The sequence below is a fragment of the Marinibaculum pumilum genome, from assembly GCF_042646425.1.
Taxonomy (GTDB): domain Bacteria; phylum Pseudomonadota; class Alphaproteobacteria; order Ferrovibrionales; family Ferrovibrionaceae; genus Marinibaculum; species Marinibaculum pumilum.
Genome location: NZ_JBHRTR010000054.1, coordinates 37,219 through 51,483 on the forward strand (window position 1 = coordinate 37,219; position 14,265 = coordinate 51,483).

General features: G+C 72.6%; 14 protein-coding genes. 6 read left to right on the forward strand and 8 right to left on the reverse strand.

Going from position 1 to position 14,265, the window contains the following annotated elements:
- Nucleotides 1-5: 5 nt before the first annotated feature.
- The 4 genes from ACFOGJ_RS27185 to ACFOGJ_RS27200 all read right to left on the reverse strand — a co-directional run bounded on the left by ACFOGJ_RS27185 (nt 6) and on the right by ACFOGJ_RS27200 (nt 3,235).
- Nucleotides 6-482, reverse strand: coding sequence for a RidA family protein (locus ACFOGJ_RS27185; RefSeq protein WP_379906429.1), 477 nt, complete (start codon nt 480-482; stop codon nt 6-8).
- The gene (locus ACFOGJ_RS27190) at nt 479-1,237 is read right to left on the reverse strand and encodes a cysteine hydrolase family protein (protein WP_379906430.1); all 759 of its coding nucleotides are present in this window, start codon (nt 1,235-1,237) and stop codon (nt 479-481) included. The genes ACFOGJ_RS27185 and ACFOGJ_RS27190 overlap by 4 nt, the downstream gene beginning before the upstream one ends.
- Before the next feature lie 79 nt (nt 1,238-1,316).
- Nucleotides 1,317-2,420 (reverse strand): BMP family ABC transporter substrate-binding protein, encoded by a 1,104-nt coding sequence (locus ACFOGJ_RS27195; protein WP_379906431.1) that lies wholly within the window; start codon nt 2,418-2,420, stop codon nt 1,317-1,319.
- A gap of 143 nt (nt 2,421-2,563) precedes the next feature.
- Nucleotides 2,564-3,235, reverse strand: a complete 672-nt coding sequence (locus tag ACFOGJ_RS27200) for a TetR family transcriptional regulator (RefSeq protein WP_379906432.1) — start codon at nt 3,233-3,235, stop codon at nt 2,564-2,566.
- 171 nt (nt 3,236-3,406) lie between these two features.
- Here ACFOGJ_RS27200 and ACFOGJ_RS27205 point away from each other — a divergent pair, with 171 nt between their 5' ends.
- Nucleotides 3,407-3,859 carry a YbaN family protein gene (locus ACFOGJ_RS27205; protein ID WP_379906433.1) on the forward strand — a complete coding sequence of 151 codons (453 nt, stop codon included), beginning with the start codon at nt 3,407-3,409 and terminating at the stop codon, nt 3,857-3,859.
- Nucleotides 3,860-3,929: 70 nt separating this feature from the next.
- Nucleotides 3,930-4,202: a GNAT family N-acetyltransferase gene (locus tag ACFOGJ_RS27210; RefSeq protein ID WP_379906434.1), complete on the forward strand. Its 273-nt coding sequence runs from the start codon at nt 3,930-3,932 to the stop codon at nt 4,200-4,202.
- Here ACFOGJ_RS27210 and ACFOGJ_RS27215 read toward each other — a convergent pair.
- The gene (locus ACFOGJ_RS27215; protein WP_379906435.1) at nt 4,181-5,047 is read right to left on the reverse strand and encodes a helix-turn-helix transcriptional regulator; all 867 of its coding nucleotides are present in this window, start codon (nt 5,045-5,047) and stop codon (nt 4,181-4,183) included. The genes ACFOGJ_RS27210 and ACFOGJ_RS27215 overlap by 22 nt on opposite strands.
- A 164-nt stretch (nt 5,048-5,211) precedes the next feature.
- Here ACFOGJ_RS27215 and ACFOGJ_RS27220 point away from each other — a divergent pair, with 164 nt between their 5' ends.
- The gene (locus ACFOGJ_RS27220) at nt 5,212-6,819 is read left to right on the forward strand and encodes a DNA-3-methyladenine glycosylase 2 family protein (protein ID WP_379906436.1); all 1,608 of its coding nucleotides are present in this window, start codon (nt 5,212-5,214) and stop codon (nt 6,817-6,819) included.
- Between the two features lie 7 nt (nt 6,820-6,826).
- Nucleotides 6,827-7,348 carry a methylated-DNA--[protein]-cysteine S-methyltransferase gene (locus ACFOGJ_RS27225; RefSeq protein WP_379906437.1) on the forward strand — a complete coding sequence of 174 codons (522 nt, stop codon included), beginning with the start codon at nt 6,827-6,829 and terminating at the stop codon, nt 7,346-7,348.
- A 10-nt stretch (nt 7,349-7,358) separates the two neighbouring features.
- Here the strand turns inward: ACFOGJ_RS27225 and ACFOGJ_RS27230 are convergent, their stop codons facing one another.
- Together ACFOGJ_RS27230 and ACFOGJ_RS27235 are read right to left on the reverse strand one after the other, a co-directional pair.
- On the reverse strand, nt 7,359-7,973 hold the full coding sequence (locus ACFOGJ_RS27230) for a glutathione S-transferase family protein (RefSeq protein ID WP_379906438.1): 615 nt from the start codon (nt 7,971-7,973) through the stop codon (nt 7,359-7,361).
- A 72-nt stretch (nt 7,974-8,045) separates the two neighbouring features.
- Nucleotides 8,046-9,437 carry an MATE family efflux transporter gene (locus tag ACFOGJ_RS27235; protein WP_379906439.1) on the reverse strand — a complete coding sequence of 464 codons (1,392 nt, stop codon included), beginning with the start codon at nt 9,435-9,437 and terminating at the stop codon, nt 8,046-8,048.
- 161 nt (nt 9,438-9,598) lie between these two features.
- Here ACFOGJ_RS27235 and ACFOGJ_RS27240 point away from each other — a divergent pair, with 161 nt between their 5' ends.
- Together ACFOGJ_RS27240 and ACFOGJ_RS27245 are read left to right on the forward strand one after the other, a co-directional pair.
- Entirely contained in the window at nt 9,599-11,179 is a 1,581-nt protein-coding gene (locus tag ACFOGJ_RS27240) for an adenosine deaminase family protein (RefSeq protein WP_379906440.1), read from the forward strand.
- 207 nt (nt 11,180-11,386) lie between these two features.
- Complete coding sequence (locus tag ACFOGJ_RS27245; protein ID WP_379906441.1) at nt 11,387-12,817, forward strand: MATE family efflux transporter; 1,431 nt, start codon at nt 11,387-11,389, stop codon at nt 12,815-12,817.
- Nucleotides 12,818-12,835: 18 nt separating this feature from the next.
- Here the strand turns inward: ACFOGJ_RS27245 and ACFOGJ_RS27250 are convergent, their stop codons facing one another.
- Nucleotides 12,836-14,221 (reverse strand): metal-dependent hydrolase family protein, encoded by a 1,386-nt coding sequence (locus ACFOGJ_RS27250; protein ID WP_379906442.1) that lies wholly within the window; start codon nt 14,219-14,221, stop codon nt 12,836-12,838.
- Nucleotides 14,222-14,265: the final 44 nt, after the last annotated feature.

Genomic DNA, 14,265 nt, shown 5'->3' on the forward strand with positions numbered 1-14,265 from the left:
CGGCCTCAGCTGCCGGCTCGAAGGGCGAAGACGGCCTCGACCTCGACGGCGGCGCAACGCGGCAGGCTGGCCACCCCGACCGCGGTGCGGCAATGGGCACCTGCCTCGCCGAACAGCTCCAGCATCAGGTCGGAGGCGCCGTTCACCACCATCGGCACCTTGTCGTAGGCCGGATCGCAGTTCACGAAGCCGCCCAGCCGCACGCAATGGTCGACCGCCTCCAGGCTGCCGCCGCAGGCCTGCCGCAGCGCCGCGATCAGGTTCAGGCCGCAGAGCCGCGCGGCGGCGATACCGGCGTCCAGGTCATGGTCGATTCCAAGCTTGCCGGCATAGGGCAGGGTGCCGTTCCATTCGCAGACCTGCCCGGCCAGGAAGATCAGGTCGCCACTGCGCCGCCAGGGCCGGAAATTGGCGATCGGCACCGGCACCTGCGGCAGTTCCAGCGCCAGCTCCGTCAGGCGCGCCTCGAAGCCCGCGCTCATGCCGCCAGCCCCTCCAGCAGCGCGGCCGACTCGGTGACAAAGCCGAACAGCAGCTTGATGTTGTAGAGCGTCGCCTCGGTGCAGAAGGCGGGGGAGGTGGTCGCCGCGCAGTCGCGGACCAGGATCGTGTCGTAGCCCAGGAAGGAGGCATCCTCCAGGGTGGTCATCACACACTGGTCCAGGTTCACGCCGCCGATGAACAGGGTGGTGATCCCGAGGTTGCGCAGGATCGCGTCGAGGTCGGTGTCCCAGAACCCGCTGAAGCGGTGCTTCGTGACCCTGATGTCGTCCGCCTGGTCGAGCTCGGCGACCACCTCCGCGCCCCAGCTGCCCTGCCGCAGGATCTCCGATCGGGTGCCGGGGACCGGGGAGCCCAGGTCCACCTCCCGGCCGGTCGGGTTGTGGGCGTGAAGCAGGGAGGGGCTGATGTTCAGCAGGTCCTTGCGCACCCCCCAGTTCACCCAGATCACCGGCATGCCGGCGGCGCGGCAGGCCGGCACCAGGGCCTGCAGCGGCGCGATCGGCGCGCGGTTGGGGCTGATGTCGATGCCGCGGCTCTCCATCCAGCCGCCGGCGGTGCAGAAGTCGTTCTGCATGTCGACGACCAGCAGTGCCGACTTCGCCCGGTCCACCACGATGTCCTGCGGCGCCGCGGCCACCGCCAGGCGCTGCACCGGCGGCGCCGGCCGGGTCATGTCGACTTCCGCCGGCGTGACGGTCCAGCCGCGATGCGCGACCGCTCCCATGGTCTTCATTGCTGTCGTCCTCCCCGCAATCGGGACCGGCAGGGCCCCTTCGGCGCCGCTGCCGGTCCGGTACGCGCTGCCTTGCCGCCTATTGCGCCGCGCCGATCACGCCCTTCACCAGGAAGTCCATCGTCTCCACCTGCTCCATCGACAGCGCCGTGCCGGCGGGTGCCACCTCGGTGCCGTCCTGCTTCACGATCGGGCCTTCCCAGATGTCCTTCCTGCCGGCGACGATCTCCTCCTTCATCGCCAGCACCTTCTTCTGCAGGTTCTCCGGCACTGCCGTGCCGAAGGGATCGAGGACGGCATGGCCGCTGGCCAGGTCGCCGCGCACATGGCTGGGCGTCCAGGTGCCGGCCTGCACCTCCTTCACAAGGTCGGCCATCATCGGGCCCCAGTTCCAGGACACGCCGGTCAGCCAGGCCTCCGGTACCCGGTCGGAGATGTCGACATCCTTGCCGATGATGTAGACGCCGCGCTTGGTCGCGGTCTCGCCGATGGTGATCGGGGAATCCACCTGCTCGGCGATCACGTCGATGCCGGCATCGGCGAAGGCATTCACCGCCTCCGCCTCCTTCTGCGGCTCCCACCAGCCACCGGTCCAGACCACCGTGGTGGTGGCGGCCGGGTTCACGCTCTGCGCGCCCAGGGTGAAGGCGTTGATGGAGCGCAGCAGCTGCGGGATCTGGAAGGCGCCGACGAAGCCCAGCTTGCCGCTCCTGCTGACAGAGCCCGCCACCACGCCGGCCAGGTACATGCCGTCGTCGCTGTCCGCCCAGTAGGTGCCGACATTGGCGGAGGTCTTCAGCCCCCCGGCATGCAGGAAGGCGACCTCCGGGTATTTCTCGCCCAGCTTGATGGCATGGTCCAGATAGCCGTAGCTGGTGGCGAAGATGATGCCGTGACCGCTGTTGATCAGCCGCTCCATCACCCGCTCGACCTCCGCCGTCTCCGGGATCGCCTCGAAGGCGGTGGTGGAGACGCCCATGCTCTCCTCCACATGCTTGCGGCCGAGGTCCATCGACATGTTGTAGCCATAGTCGGCCGCCGGCCCGACATAGATGAAGCCCAGCTTGTCCTTGTCCTGCGCCACAGCCTGGCCCACCGCCCCGGCCGCCAGCAGGACCGCGCCTGCCAGTGCCAGGCCTCTCACCCGCGCCGCCATGCCGGCGGCCATCGGAAATCCATCCATCACGTTCTCCCAGCCCTCTAAGTAAATGAACATTTACCTTCGGGAAATGGAGCAACCTTCATGCCAGGGTTGGCACGCCCGTTTCTGCGGCATTCAAGAGAGCAAGCCGCAGCCGTTGCCTACAAATTGGACGGGAATGCCCGTCAAGCAGGCAGTTCGGGCCGCAGATAGGCTTCCATCATGCGCCGCGCATCTGCCCGATGGGCCTCCCGCCAGTCCGGCAGGGTCAGGTCCTGGTGGAAGATCGCCGAGAGGGTGTGGACATTGGAGAGATGGAAGTAGCTGAGCGCCACCATCATCACGTAGAGCCGCAGCGGATCGATGTCGCGGCGCAGGCTGCCGTCCGCCGTCCCGCGGGCGACCAGGGTGCGGATCAGTCCGATCACGGGGGAGGAGATGCTGGGGATCGCCGCCGACTGCTTCAGGAAGCGGGCGCGCAGCAGGTTCTCCCCCGTCAGCAGGCTGATCAGTTGCGGACTTGCCTCGAAATGGTCGTGGATGAAGTCGAACAGCTGCAGCAGGCCCGCCAGCGGCGGCTCCGCGGCGAGGTCGAGCTTCAGTTCCTCGCGCCGCAGGCCGGCCATGACATGTTCGAGCACCGCGACATAAAGCGCGCTCTTGCTGCCATAGTAGTGGTACACCATCCGGACGGTGGTTCCGGCGCGCTTCACGATCCGCTCGATCCGGGCGCCGGCGAAGCCGTTGCGGGAGAATTCCACCACCGCGGCCTGCAGCAGCGCCTCGCGGGTGCCGGCCGCATCACGCGGGCGGCGCCGGCGTGTCGCGCCGCCATCCTGCCCAACCTGCTGCGTCACGGTCTGCGATGCCTCTGGAATGACCGATCTCCCTTGCCGCGCCCGTCTCTCCTGCCCAGTGCCGCCGACGGGCGGCCCGCGCGTCGCCGGCATGATGGGCGTGGCAATGCCGGATGGCCAGCGCTGCCGGCCCGCCCGGCGGTGCGGCCGGGGCAATGAGCGGGGGCGCGGATGAGGTTCGGGCTGCGCGGCCGGGCGGCGGCAACGGCCTGGAAGATCGGCGGCTTCCTGTTCCTGGCGCTGGGCATCATCGGCATCCCGCTGCCGCTGCTGCCCACGACGCCTTTCCTGCTGCTCGCCCTGTTCTGCTTCGCCCGCGGCTCGCGCCAGCTGCACGACTGGCTGCTGGCGCATCCCCGGTTCGGTCCGCCGATCCGCGACTGGCAGCGCCATGGCGCGATCTCCCGCCGCGCCAAGGTGCTGGCCGCGTCGATGATGGCGGCCACCCTGGTGGTCAGCCTGCTGCTGGCGGTGCCGGCCTATGCCATCGCGCTGCAGGCGGTGGCGCTGGCCGGGGCCGCCGCTTTCGTGCTCAGCCGCCCCTCGCCGCCCGAAATTCCGGCACCCGGCACGCCGCCGCCCGCCGGACCTGGCCGGAACGGACATGACAGGGATGCGTCCTAGCCCCTGGCCGGCGGCACGGCGCCGCACCAGATCCTGCCGACCGCAGGATCGGCACGAAGGAGCCCGACAGATGTCCGAGATCCGCAGGAACACGGAGGCAGGCCGTTTCGAACTCGAGGTCGACGGCCATACCGCCTTCATCGAGTATCGCCCGGCGGACAATCATCTTGTCCTGGTCCATACCGAGGTCCCCAGCGCGCTGGGCGGCCAGGGCATCGGCACCCGCCTGGCCCGGGGCAGCTTCGACCTGCTCCGCAGGTCCGGGGAAAAGGTCGAGCTGCGCTGCGATTTCCTGCGCCGCTTCGTGGAAAAGCACCCGGACTATCGCGACCTGCTGGCCTGATCACCGTCGGCGGCGGCCAGCCGGCGCAGGCAGAGCAGGAACAGCTCCTGCAGGCTGCTGATCCCGAGCTTGCGATAGGCCCGGCGGCGCAGGGTCGCCACGGTGCTTTCCTTGACCCCGAGGTCCAGCGCAATGCCCAGGTTGGTCACGCCGATCAGCGCCCGGGCGCAGGCCTCCGCCTCGCGCCGCGACAGGCGCTCGGCCAGCAGCAGCCGCTCCAGCGCCGCCAGCGCATCGGCCGGATGGGGACCGGCGTGCCCGCCGGCGGCCGGGTCCGCCTCTTCCGGCCCATCCGCCAGGTGGCGGCCGGCCGCCGCCAGCAGGAAGCCGGCACCCGCATCCAGCCGCGCCATCTCCGCCTCCGTGCAGGGGCCGCGCCGGCGGTCGCGGTACAGGTTCAGGACCAGCCATCGGGACTGCGCGCGATGCAGCAGGGACAGCCTTTCTCCCAGGTCGTAGCGGTCGTAGATCGCGCGGCGATAATCGCCGTCGGGCACCGCTTCCGCCGCGAGGCGCAGCAGCAGCGGGCGGCCGCGTGCCGGCCGCCCGGCGGCGGCGCCCGCCTGCAGATGACCCATGTTCGGGTCGAAGCGGTGGAAGCGCCCCGCCTGGTACTGCCGGCCGGCCTCCGCCGCGACCCGGCTGCCGCCGGCGCTGGCCGTCAGGACCAGCCGCGGCGCCAGCACCGCATCGAAGCTGAACAGGGAGAGATGGTCGACCGCCGCCAGCCGCCCCGCCGCCTGCAGCAGCGCCGCGCCGAACCCGGCACCGCCCAGCGCCTGCAGCACCGCCGCGGCAGCGGCCCAATCCCCCTCGCCCTCCACCGCGTCCCCGTTCAAGCGCATCCCCGCGACCATTCCCGCGGCCCGCCCTGCCGCCGCCGGCACAGGGTCGGCCACGCCGCCCGTCCTGGCAACAGTCCCGCCGGCGCGGACCGGCAGTGACGATGGCCGGTGACGATGGCCGTTTTCCGCGAGACAGGGCCGCGCCGCCGCGCGATCATCGGCCCATGGAGAAGCCAGCCGAACGCGGCACGCCGACCGGCACCGACCCGGCCGCCGCCGACGATTCTTGGGAAGATTCCGGGGACGATTTCTGGGACGATGCCGCCTGCTATCGGGCGATCGCCACCCGCGACCCGCGGTTCGACGGGCGGCTGTTCACCGGCGTGCGCACCACCGGGATCTATTGCCGGCCGGTCTGCCCCGCCCGCACGCCGAAACCGGAGAACTGCCGCTTCTTCCGCTCCGCCGCAGCGGCGCAGGCGGCCGGCTTCCGCCCCTGCCTGCGCTGCCGGCCGGAAACCGCGCCGCACCAGGGCGCCTGGCTGGGCAGCGCCGGCACCGTGCGCCGCGCCCTGGCGCTGATCGAGGATGGCGCCCTGGACGGCGAAGCCGGCGACAGCCGCCGTGTCGCCGGCCTGGCGGCGCGGGTCGGCGTCGGCGAACGGCAGCTGCGCCGGCTGTTCCGCAGGCACCTGGAGGCGACCCCGCTGGAGATCGCGCAGACCCGCCGCTTCCTGCTGGCCAAGCACCTGCTGCACGAGACCCGCCTGCCGCTGACCCAGGTCGCCCTGGCCGCCGGCTATGGCAGCCTGCGGCGATTCAACGAGAGCTTCCGCGCCCGCTGCGGCCGGCCGCCGGGTGCGCTGCGCCGCGGCGGCAGCGCGGCGTCGGACGGCGGCGGCATCAGCCTGACCCTGCGCTTCCGCCCGCCCTATGACTGGCCGGCGGTCCTGCGCTACCTCGCGGCGCGGGCGATTCCCGGAGTGGAAACGGTGGCGGGCGACAGCTATCGCCGCAGCATCGCGCTGCCCGGCGCCGACGGGCGATCCCTGCAGGGCCGGCTGACCGTCCGCCCCGCCGGCAGCGACCGGCTGCGGGTGGACCTGGTCTTCCCGGAGATGCGCGCCCTGCCGGCGATCCTGGCGCGGCTGCTCCGGCTGCTGGACCTGGACGCCGACCCGGAGGCGATCGGCCGGCACCTGTCGCGCGATGCGCTGCTGGCGCCGCTGGTCGCCGCCCGGCCGGGCCTGCGCGCGCCGGGCGCCTGGGACGGGTTCGAGCTGGCGGTGCGGGCGGTGCTGGGCCAGCAGATCACCGTCGCCGGCGCAACCGCCCTCGCCGGCCGCCTGGTCGAGGCCCATGGCGATCCGCTGCCGTCGCATCTGGCACTGCCGGGACTGAGCCACAGCTTCCCGCCGCCGCAGCGGCTCGCCGGTGCCGACATCGCGCGGCTGGGCATGCCGCGCGCCCGCGGCGCCGCCCTGGCGGGACTGGCCGCGGCGGCCGCGGCGGACCCGCTTCTGTTCAGCCCGCTGGGCGGCCTGGAACAGGCGGTGGCGCGGCTGCGCGCCCTGCCCGGCATCGGCGAATGGACGGCGCAGTACATCGCGCTGCGCCAGCTGCGGGAGCCCGATGCCTTTCCCGCCGCCGATATCGGCCTGATGCGCGCGGTGCAGATGCTGTCGGGCGCGGACAAGCGCCCGACCCCGGCGGCGCTGCTGGCGCGGGCCGAGGCCTGGCGCCCCTGGCGGGCCTATGCCGCCCTGCATCTCTGGTCGGCGGACCTGCCGGCCGCCAGCCAGGGGGAGCGCCATGACCGCCGCGCCGCCTGATCCCGCCATGCCCAGAGCCCTGTTCCTGCACCGCCTGCCGACGCCGATCGGCGAGGCGCTGGCGCTGACCGATGAGGCCGGCCGGCTGCGCGCCTTCGACTGGAGCGATCATGCGGACCGGCAGCAGGTGCTGATGCGCCGCCATTGCGGACCGCTCGATCCCGAGGAGGCCGCCGCCCCCGCACCGCTGCAAGACGCCCTCTCGGCCTATTTCGGCGGCCGGCTCGACGCCCTATCCGGCCTGCCCTGGGCCACCGCAGGCACGGCCTTTCAGCGCCGTGTCTGGCAGGCGCTGACGGACATACCGCCCGGGGGGACCCTGAGCTACGGCGCCCTGGCGGCCCGCCTTGGCATGCCGAAGGCCTCGCGTGCCGTCGGCCTGGCCAACGGCAGCAACCCGGTCGGGCTGGTCGTGCCCTGCCACCGGGTGATCGGGGCCGACGGCCGGCTCACCGGCTATGGCGGCGGCATCGCGCGCAAGCGCTGGCTGCTGCGCCACGAAGGGGCGGCATTCGTCGACCGGGTGTGAGCGGGACAGGTCAGGCCGTTGCGCCCTCCACCCGGCCATGGGCCGGCCGGCCGATGACCCGCCCCACATAGTCGGCGAACACCGCCTCGGCCGCGACATCCTTCGCGCCGAACTGGATCGCGAAGCCCAGCAGGGCGCCGAGATAGAGGTCCGCGGCGGTGAACCGGTCGCCCAGCAGGTAGGGGCCGGGCGACAGCGCAGCCTTCAGGGTGGACAGCACGTCCTCGTAGGAGCCATAGCCCAGCGCGCCCCGGTTGCTGACTGGCGGCCGCTCGAACATCCGGTCGGCCAGGGCCGGCTCGAAGCAGCCGGCGCCGAAGAACAGCCAGCGGTAGTAGCTGCCGCGCGCCGGATCGTCGGTGGCCGGCGCCAGCCCGGCATCGGGGAAGGCATCCGCCAGATAGGCCAGGATCGCCGCCGTCTCGGTCACCGTGACGCCGCGATGCACGATCGCCGGCACCTTGCCCATCGGGTTGATCGCCAGGAAGTCGGCCGCCTTGTGCTCGCCCTTCGCGAAGTCGAAGGTCACCACCCGATAGGGCGCGCCCACCTCCTCCAGCATCCAGTGCGCCATCCGCCCGCGCGAGCGCGGATTGCTGTAGAGAACCACCTCGTCCCCGGCCATCGCTGTCTCCCTACTTGCCTGCCGTCCCGGCGGCCGCAGGATCGCGCCGCCCCGCCGGACTGTCGAGCGGGATCAGCCGCGGCGGAAGATGCGCAGGCCCCGCAGGCCGATGCCCAGGCTGAACAGGAGGGAGGCGGCAGCACCCGCCGCGAACAGCGCGCCCGCCGGATCGCCGCCCGCCTGCAGCGCCGCATGCATCGCCAGCCAGCCGCCGCCCGCTGCGATGGCCAGCCGCCCCAGCCCCATCAGGAAGGGCAGCTTCGCGTCGCCCGCCCCCTGCAGCGCGAAGTAGAGCGCCAGCCCGGCGGCGAAGAACGGCCAGGCGAAGCCGTTGATCGCCAGGAAGCGGCCGCCCAGCGCCACCAGCGCCGGATCGTCGGTGAACAGTCCCATCCAGCCGGCGGGGACCAGGTAGGCGGCGGCGGCGAAGACCAGGCCGATGCCGAAGGCGATGGCACCGCCGCAGAGCGCGATCCGCCGGGCGCGGCCGATATCGCCGGCCCCCCAGGCGGTCGCCACCATCGTCACCAGGGCGGACCCGAAGGCGAAGGTGATCGGCAGCAGCAGCAGTTCCAGCCGGCTGGCGGCGCCATAGGCCGCCACCGCGCCGGTGCCCAGCCCGGCCGCCAGCCCCGCCACCAGGAAGGTCTGCAGCTGGAACTGCAGCGCGTTCAGCGATGCCGGGCCGCCGACCTGCAGGATCGCCGCCAGCGGCGCGCGGCGCAGGCGCAGCGCGGTCCAGTGCAGGCGCAGCAGGGCCCGCGGGCTGCGCAGCCAGAGCAGCAGCAGCGCCGCGCCGATGCCATAGGCCGACAGTACGCCGATTGCGGCACCGGCCACCCCCATCTGCGGCAGCGGCCCCCAGCCCAGGATCAGGGCGGGCGAGAGGATCAGGTGGCAGGCCTCTCCCGCCACGATCGCCAGCGCCGGCACCGCCATGTTGCCGGTGCCGCGCACCGCATTGGCCAGCAGGTTCATCGCCCAGACCAGCACCGCGCCGCCGAACACCCAGGCGCCGTAGGCGCTGGCCGCCGCAAGCGCCGCACCGTCCAGCCCCATCGCGGCATAGAGCGCCGGCCCCAGCGGCACCAGCAGCGCCGTGCAGAGCAGGCCCAGCAGCAGCGCCAGCGCCGCCGCCGCGCCGACCAGGGTGCGCCCCTCCGCCATCCGGCCGGCGCCCAGCGCACGGGCGGTGGCGGCCGCGACGCCGACCCCCAGCCCGCCGGCGGACACGGTCTGCAGCACCAGGAACAGCGGGAAGACCAGGGAGACGCCGGCCAGCGCATCGTCCCCCAGCCAGGCGACGAAGACCGCGTCGCAGGCGATGAAGGCGACCCGTGCCGCCGCCTCCCCCAGGTTCGGCGCGGCAAGGCGCAGCAGGGTCGGCAGGACCGGCGCCTGCAGCAGCATCCGGATGCGCGGCGGCAGGTCGGCGGTTGCGGTCGTGGCGGTCGCGGCTGTCATGGCGCTCTCCTCGCATCCGCCGGCAGAAGAGCCCGTTGCCGTCACGCGGTCGATTACCCGTGGCGTAATCCGGCGGCACTGCGGGGTTGCACGCGGCCCGGCAAAGGTTGGATGGTGGGCCCGGGGCCGCTCCGCTTGCCGCGCGAATGAGGGGATGAGGAATGTCCGGAAAGATCCTGCGATCCGCAGCCATGGCACTGGCCGTCGCCGTCCTGGCCGCCGGCTGTACCCCCGCGCAGATGCAGGCGCCGGCGACGACGGCCCAGGCCGGCCGCGCGGCCGCCGCCTTCGCCGCGGTGAAGGAGGTGCCGCCGCGGCTGCGCATGTTCCTGCAGGCCTTCCCGAAGGGCGGCGACCTGCACAACCATCTGTCGGGCGCGGTCTATGCGGAGGATTTCGTCGACTGGGCGCTGCAGGACGGCACCTGCTTCGACCTGGAGAGCCTCGCCGCCTCCGCCCCGCCCTGCGATGCGAAGGGCGGCCGGCCGGCCCTGAAGGATGCCATTGCGAAAGGGCAGACCAGCCGGGACGCGGTGGTCGACGCCTGGTCGATGCGCAACTACGTGCCCGGCATCTCCGCCGCCTCTGGCCACCAGCAGTTCTTCCGCACCTTCCCCCGCTTCGACCCGGCCACCGAGGGGCGGCGCGGCGACGAGCTGGTCGCGGCGATCGGCTGGGCGGCCGATGAGAACACGCTGTACCAGGAGCTGATGACCTCGCCGCAGATGTGGCCGGCCCAGGCGCTCGCCGCCCGGGTGGTGCCGGACGATGTCGGCGACGAGGATTTCGCCGCCCAGTACGAGATCCTGATGAAGGCCGGCCTGGCCGACCTGGTGCCGAAGGCGCGGGCGGAGCTGGACGCGGCGGAGGCGGAGCTGCGCCGGCACTATGGCTGCCCCGGCTCCGGCGATCCGGCCTGCGACATCGGGATCCGCTACCTGGCGCAGGTGATCCGCACCCTGCCGCCGAAGCGGGTCTTCGCGCAGTCCCTGCTGGGCTTCCTGCTGGCGCAGGCCGATCCGCGGGTGGTCGGCGTGAACCTTGTGGCGCCGGAAGACACCGACATCGTGCTGAAGACCTATTCCACCCAGATGCGCCAGCTGGGCTGGCTGGGGAAGAATGTCGCGCCGGTGCCGGTCGCCCTGCATGCGGGCGAGCTGACCCTGGGGCTGGTGCCGCCACCGGACCTGCGCTTCCACATCCGCGAGGCGATCGAGCTGGCCGGCGCGCGCCGCATCGGTCATGGCGTCGACATCTCCTACGAGACCGATGCCGACGGCATCCTGCGGCGGATGGCGGAACAGCCGGTCGCGATCGAGATCCAGCTGACCAGCAACGAGGTGATCCTGGGTGTGGCGGGCAAGGACCATCCGTTCGACACCTACCGCGCCTATGGCGTGCCGGTCACCCTGAACACCGACGATGCCGGGGTCAGCCGCAACGACCTGACCGACGAGTACTGGAAGGCGGTGCAGCGCTACGACCTGAGCTACGACGACATCCTGCGCTTCTCCCGCAACGGCCTGACCTACTCGTTCCTGGAGGGCGAGAGCCTGTGGGCCGACCCGGTCGCCTTTGTGCCCGTCGCGGCCTGCGCCGGTGCCGTTCCGGGCGCGGACGCACCGCCGCCGGCCTGCGCCACCTTCCTGGCGGCGAACCGGAAGGCGGCCCTGCAATGGCGGCTGGAGGAACGGCTGGCGGCCTTCGCCACGGAAGCGGCGAAGCTGGCCGACCCGCAATAGCGGCACCGCCCGTCGCGGTTGACTTCCGGGCGCGCCGGGCCTAGCAAGCGCGCCACGGGTGAAGGTCCCGGCCGCTCGCTGGCCCTGCCAAGGTGAAACCTTCCGCACGCATCGGTGCGCCCTCCCCCGACGGCCCGCGCCTGAGGCGCGCCGGACGGCGGCAATGCGAGCCCCGCCCCTGCCGGCGCCGACCCGGGACCGCCCGCCATGACCGCCCCCCCTTCCGCCGCCACAGCGGCAGCCGACGGCCCTGCGCCCTTTGCACCGCCGCGCGGCAACCGCTACCTGGTGCAGCCGCTGCCGCGGCTGTTCGCGATCACCGCCGGCCCGGTGGTGCTGGTGATGGTCGTGAACGGCCTGTTCGCCATCGTCGACGCCTGGTTCCTGGGCCGCTATGTCGGCGCCGCGGCGCTGACCGCGGTGACCCTGATGTTCCCGGCCTACATGGTGCTGGTGGCGCTCAGCATGGGCCTGGCGGCCGGCTTCGGCAGCATCTTCGCCCGCCGCCTGGGCGCGGGCGCGCATGAGGATGCGGGCCATGTCTATGGCCAGGCGGTCGGCCTGGCGCTGTGCCTCTGCGCGCTCCTGATCCTGGCCTGGGAGGGCGGCGGCGCGGCGCTGGCGGGCTGGTTCGCCAACGGGGAAGCCGGCATCGCCGCGATGGGTTTCGACTGGCTGCGCATCCTGATCCTTGGCGCGCCGCTGGGCTTCCTGCTCGGCCTGAACATCAACGCGCTGCGCAGCGAGGGGCTGCTGGCGGCGATGACCGGCGTCACCCTGCTGTCGGCGGGGCTGAACATCGGCCTGGACTGGCTGTTCGTCGCGCAATGGGGCTTCGGCGTGCCCGGCTCCGCCTGGGGGACGGTTCTGGCACAGGCGATCTCCATCGCCGCGATCGCCCTCCTGCGGCTGCGCCTGGGCTCCGCAATGACCCTGCGGCGGCACCACTGGCGGCCCGACCGGCGCCGCTGGGCCGAAATCCTGGCGCTGGGCGCGCCCACCTCGCTGGGTTATGTCGGCCTGTCGCTGACCGCGGCGGCGATCCTGTACGGCCTGCAGGGCTGGAGCGCCGATTATCCGACCGCGGCCGCCGCCTTCGGCATCGTCACGCGGGTGATGACCTTCTGCTTCCTGCCGCTGATCGGCTTCAGCCTCGCCTACCAGACCATCCTGGGAAACAATTACGGCGCAGGCGCGCTTCGCCGTGCCAATGCCGCGCTGCTGATCGCGCTGGCGGCGGCCGCGCTCTATGCCGCCGCGGTGCAGGCCCTGCTGGCCGGCCTTGCGCCGCGCCTGGGCGGGCCGTTCGTGGACGATCCGGCGGTGGCGGCGGAGATCGCCTGGATCCTGCCGCTGAACACCGCCGCCTTCGTCCTGTTCGGCCCGCTGATGATCGTCGGCGCCCATTTCCAGGCGATCGGCGACGCCCCCCGCGCCGCCCTGCTGGGCCTGACCCGCACCTATGCCTTCACCCTGCCGCTGATCTTCGCCCTGCCGCTGGCCCTGGGCGAGACCGGCATCTGGCTCGCCGGGCCGGTGGCGGAGGCGCTGCTGCTGGTGCTGACCGTCGCTGTGCTGGGGCTTCGGGCACGGCGCGGCGGGCCGCGCTGGGGGCTGCTGGAAGCGGTTCCCGATTAAACGCGGCGTCCCGGCCCCTCAGCCGCGGGTATCCTTGTAGATCGCGCCGTCCTTCATGATCAGGCGCAGGTTCGCGTCCGGATCGGCGAGGAAGTCCAGGCCCGCGGCGGGGTCGCCGTCGGCGACCAGGATGTCGGCGAAGGCGCCGGGCGCGATCACGCCGACCCGGCCGGCATAGGGGCTGCGCGGGCCGGACAGGCCGAGCAGTGCGCCGTTCCGTCCGGTGGCCATCGCCAGCAGGTCGAGGGGGTCGTAGAAGCGGGTCAGCTTCGCCAGCTGCCGGCCCTGGCCCGGCAGGTTGCGCGGGCTGAACAGGATGTCCGTGCCCCAGGCGGTCTGCACCTGGAAGCGCTGCGCCAGCTCATAGGCGCGCACCGTGCCGCGGGCCACCTCCTGCTGCTTGGCCTGCGCATCCGCGCCCGATTTCACATTGGCGTCGTCGTCGGCGAGGAACGGCTGCAGGCTCCACCAGACGCCTTCGCCGGCCATCATCCGCGCCGCCTCCTCGTCCGCCAGCTGGCCATGCTCGATCGAGCGCACGCCGGCGCGGATCGCGCGCTTGATCCCCGGCGGCGTGTAGACATGGGCCATGGCATAGGTGTTCCAGTCGGCAGCGGCCTGCACGCCGGCATGCAGCTCCTCCTCGGTGAACTGCATCGTGTCGAGCGGGTCGTAGACCGAGGTCACGCCGCCGCCGGCCATCAGCTTGATTTGCGACGCGCCCAGCATCAGCTGCTCGCGCGCGCGGCGCAGCACCGCATCCGCACCGTCGGCGATCACCGACATGCCGGCACGCTCTGCATGGGACAGGGGCGCGGCATCGTCGCGCGGGATCTCGTGGCGCATCCGGAAATCGCCATGGCCCGAGGTCTGGGAGATCATCGCGCCGCAGGGATAGATGCGCGGCCCGTGCACGATCCCCTCGTCGATCGCCCGCTTCAGCGCAAAGCTCGGACCGCCGGCGTCGCGCACGGACGTGAAGCCGCGCATCAGGGTCCGCTCCGCCTCCCGCGCCGCGACGAGGTGCAGATAGGCCACGTCGGCGGTCATCGCCACCGCCTCCGTGATGCCGCAGAGCATCGCATGCCAATGCGCATCGATAAGCCCGGGCATCGCCAGCCGGCCGCCGCAATCGATCTCCACCGCCCCGGCCACATTCTCCGCCGCCGCCGGCAGGGCCGCGATGCGGCCGCCCTCGACCAGGATTGTGACACCGTCACGCAGGCGGCCCTCGACCCCGTCGAACAGCCGCAGATTTGTCAGTCGCAGGGTGCCCTCTGTCCGCCGCGGGCCGGGCCCCATTGCACTGGCCGCACCCGGACCCAGCAGGGATGCGGTCGCTGCCGCGGCTGCTCCCATCAGCAGCGCCCGGCGCGACAGGTCGGCCGCAACCCGCCGCTGCACGGCCTGCGCCGCTCTGCCGCCGCAGCCACAGGCGGCATGACCGG

Coding starts and splice junctions, on each gene's coding strand:
- ACFOGJ_RS27230 (WP_379906438.1), bottom strand. CDS start 7,973: ATGGCCGGGGACGAGGTGGTTCTCTACAGCAATCCGCGCTCGCGCGGG.
- ACFOGJ_RS27195 (WP_379906431.1), bottom strand. CDS start 2,420: ATGGATGGATTTCCGATGGCCGCCGGCATGGCGGCGCGGGTGAGAGGC.
- ACFOGJ_RS27245 (WP_379906441.1), top strand. CDS start 11,387: ATGACCGCCCCCCCTTCCGCCGCCACAGCGGCAGCCGACGGCCCTGCG.
- ACFOGJ_RS27240 (WP_379906440.1), top strand. CDS start 9,599: ATGTCCGGAAAGATCCTGCGATCCGCAGCCATGGCACTGGCCGTCGCC.
- ACFOGJ_RS27185 (WP_379906429.1), bottom strand. CDS start 482: ATGAGCGCGGGCTTCGAGGCGCGCCTGACGGAGCTGGCGCTGGAACTG.
- ACFOGJ_RS27205 (WP_379906433.1), top strand. CDS start 3,407: ATGAGGTTCGGGCTGCGCGGCCGGGCGGCGGCAACGGCCTGGAAGATC.
- ACFOGJ_RS27210 (WP_379906434.1), top strand. CDS start 3,930: ATGTCCGAGATCCGCAGGAACACGGAGGCAGGCCGTTTCGAACTCGAG.
- ACFOGJ_RS27190 (WP_379906430.1), bottom strand. CDS start 1,237: ATGAAGACCATGGGAGCGGTCGCGCATCGCGGCTGGACCGTCACGCCG.
- ACFOGJ_RS27225 (WP_379906437.1), top strand. CDS start 6,827: ATGCCCAGAGCCCTGTTCCTGCACCGCCTGCCGACGCCGATCGGCGAG.
- ACFOGJ_RS27215 (WP_379906435.1), bottom strand. CDS start 5,047: ATGCGCTTGAACGGGGACGCGGTGGAGGGCGAGGGGGATTGGGCCGCT.
- ACFOGJ_RS27235 (WP_379906439.1), bottom strand. CDS start 9,437: ATGACAGCCGCGACCGCCACGACCGCAACCGCCGACCTGCCGCCGCGC.
- ACFOGJ_RS27220 (WP_379906436.1), top strand. CDS start 5,212: ATGGAGAAGCCAGCCGAACGCGGCACGCCGACCGGCACCGACCCGGCC.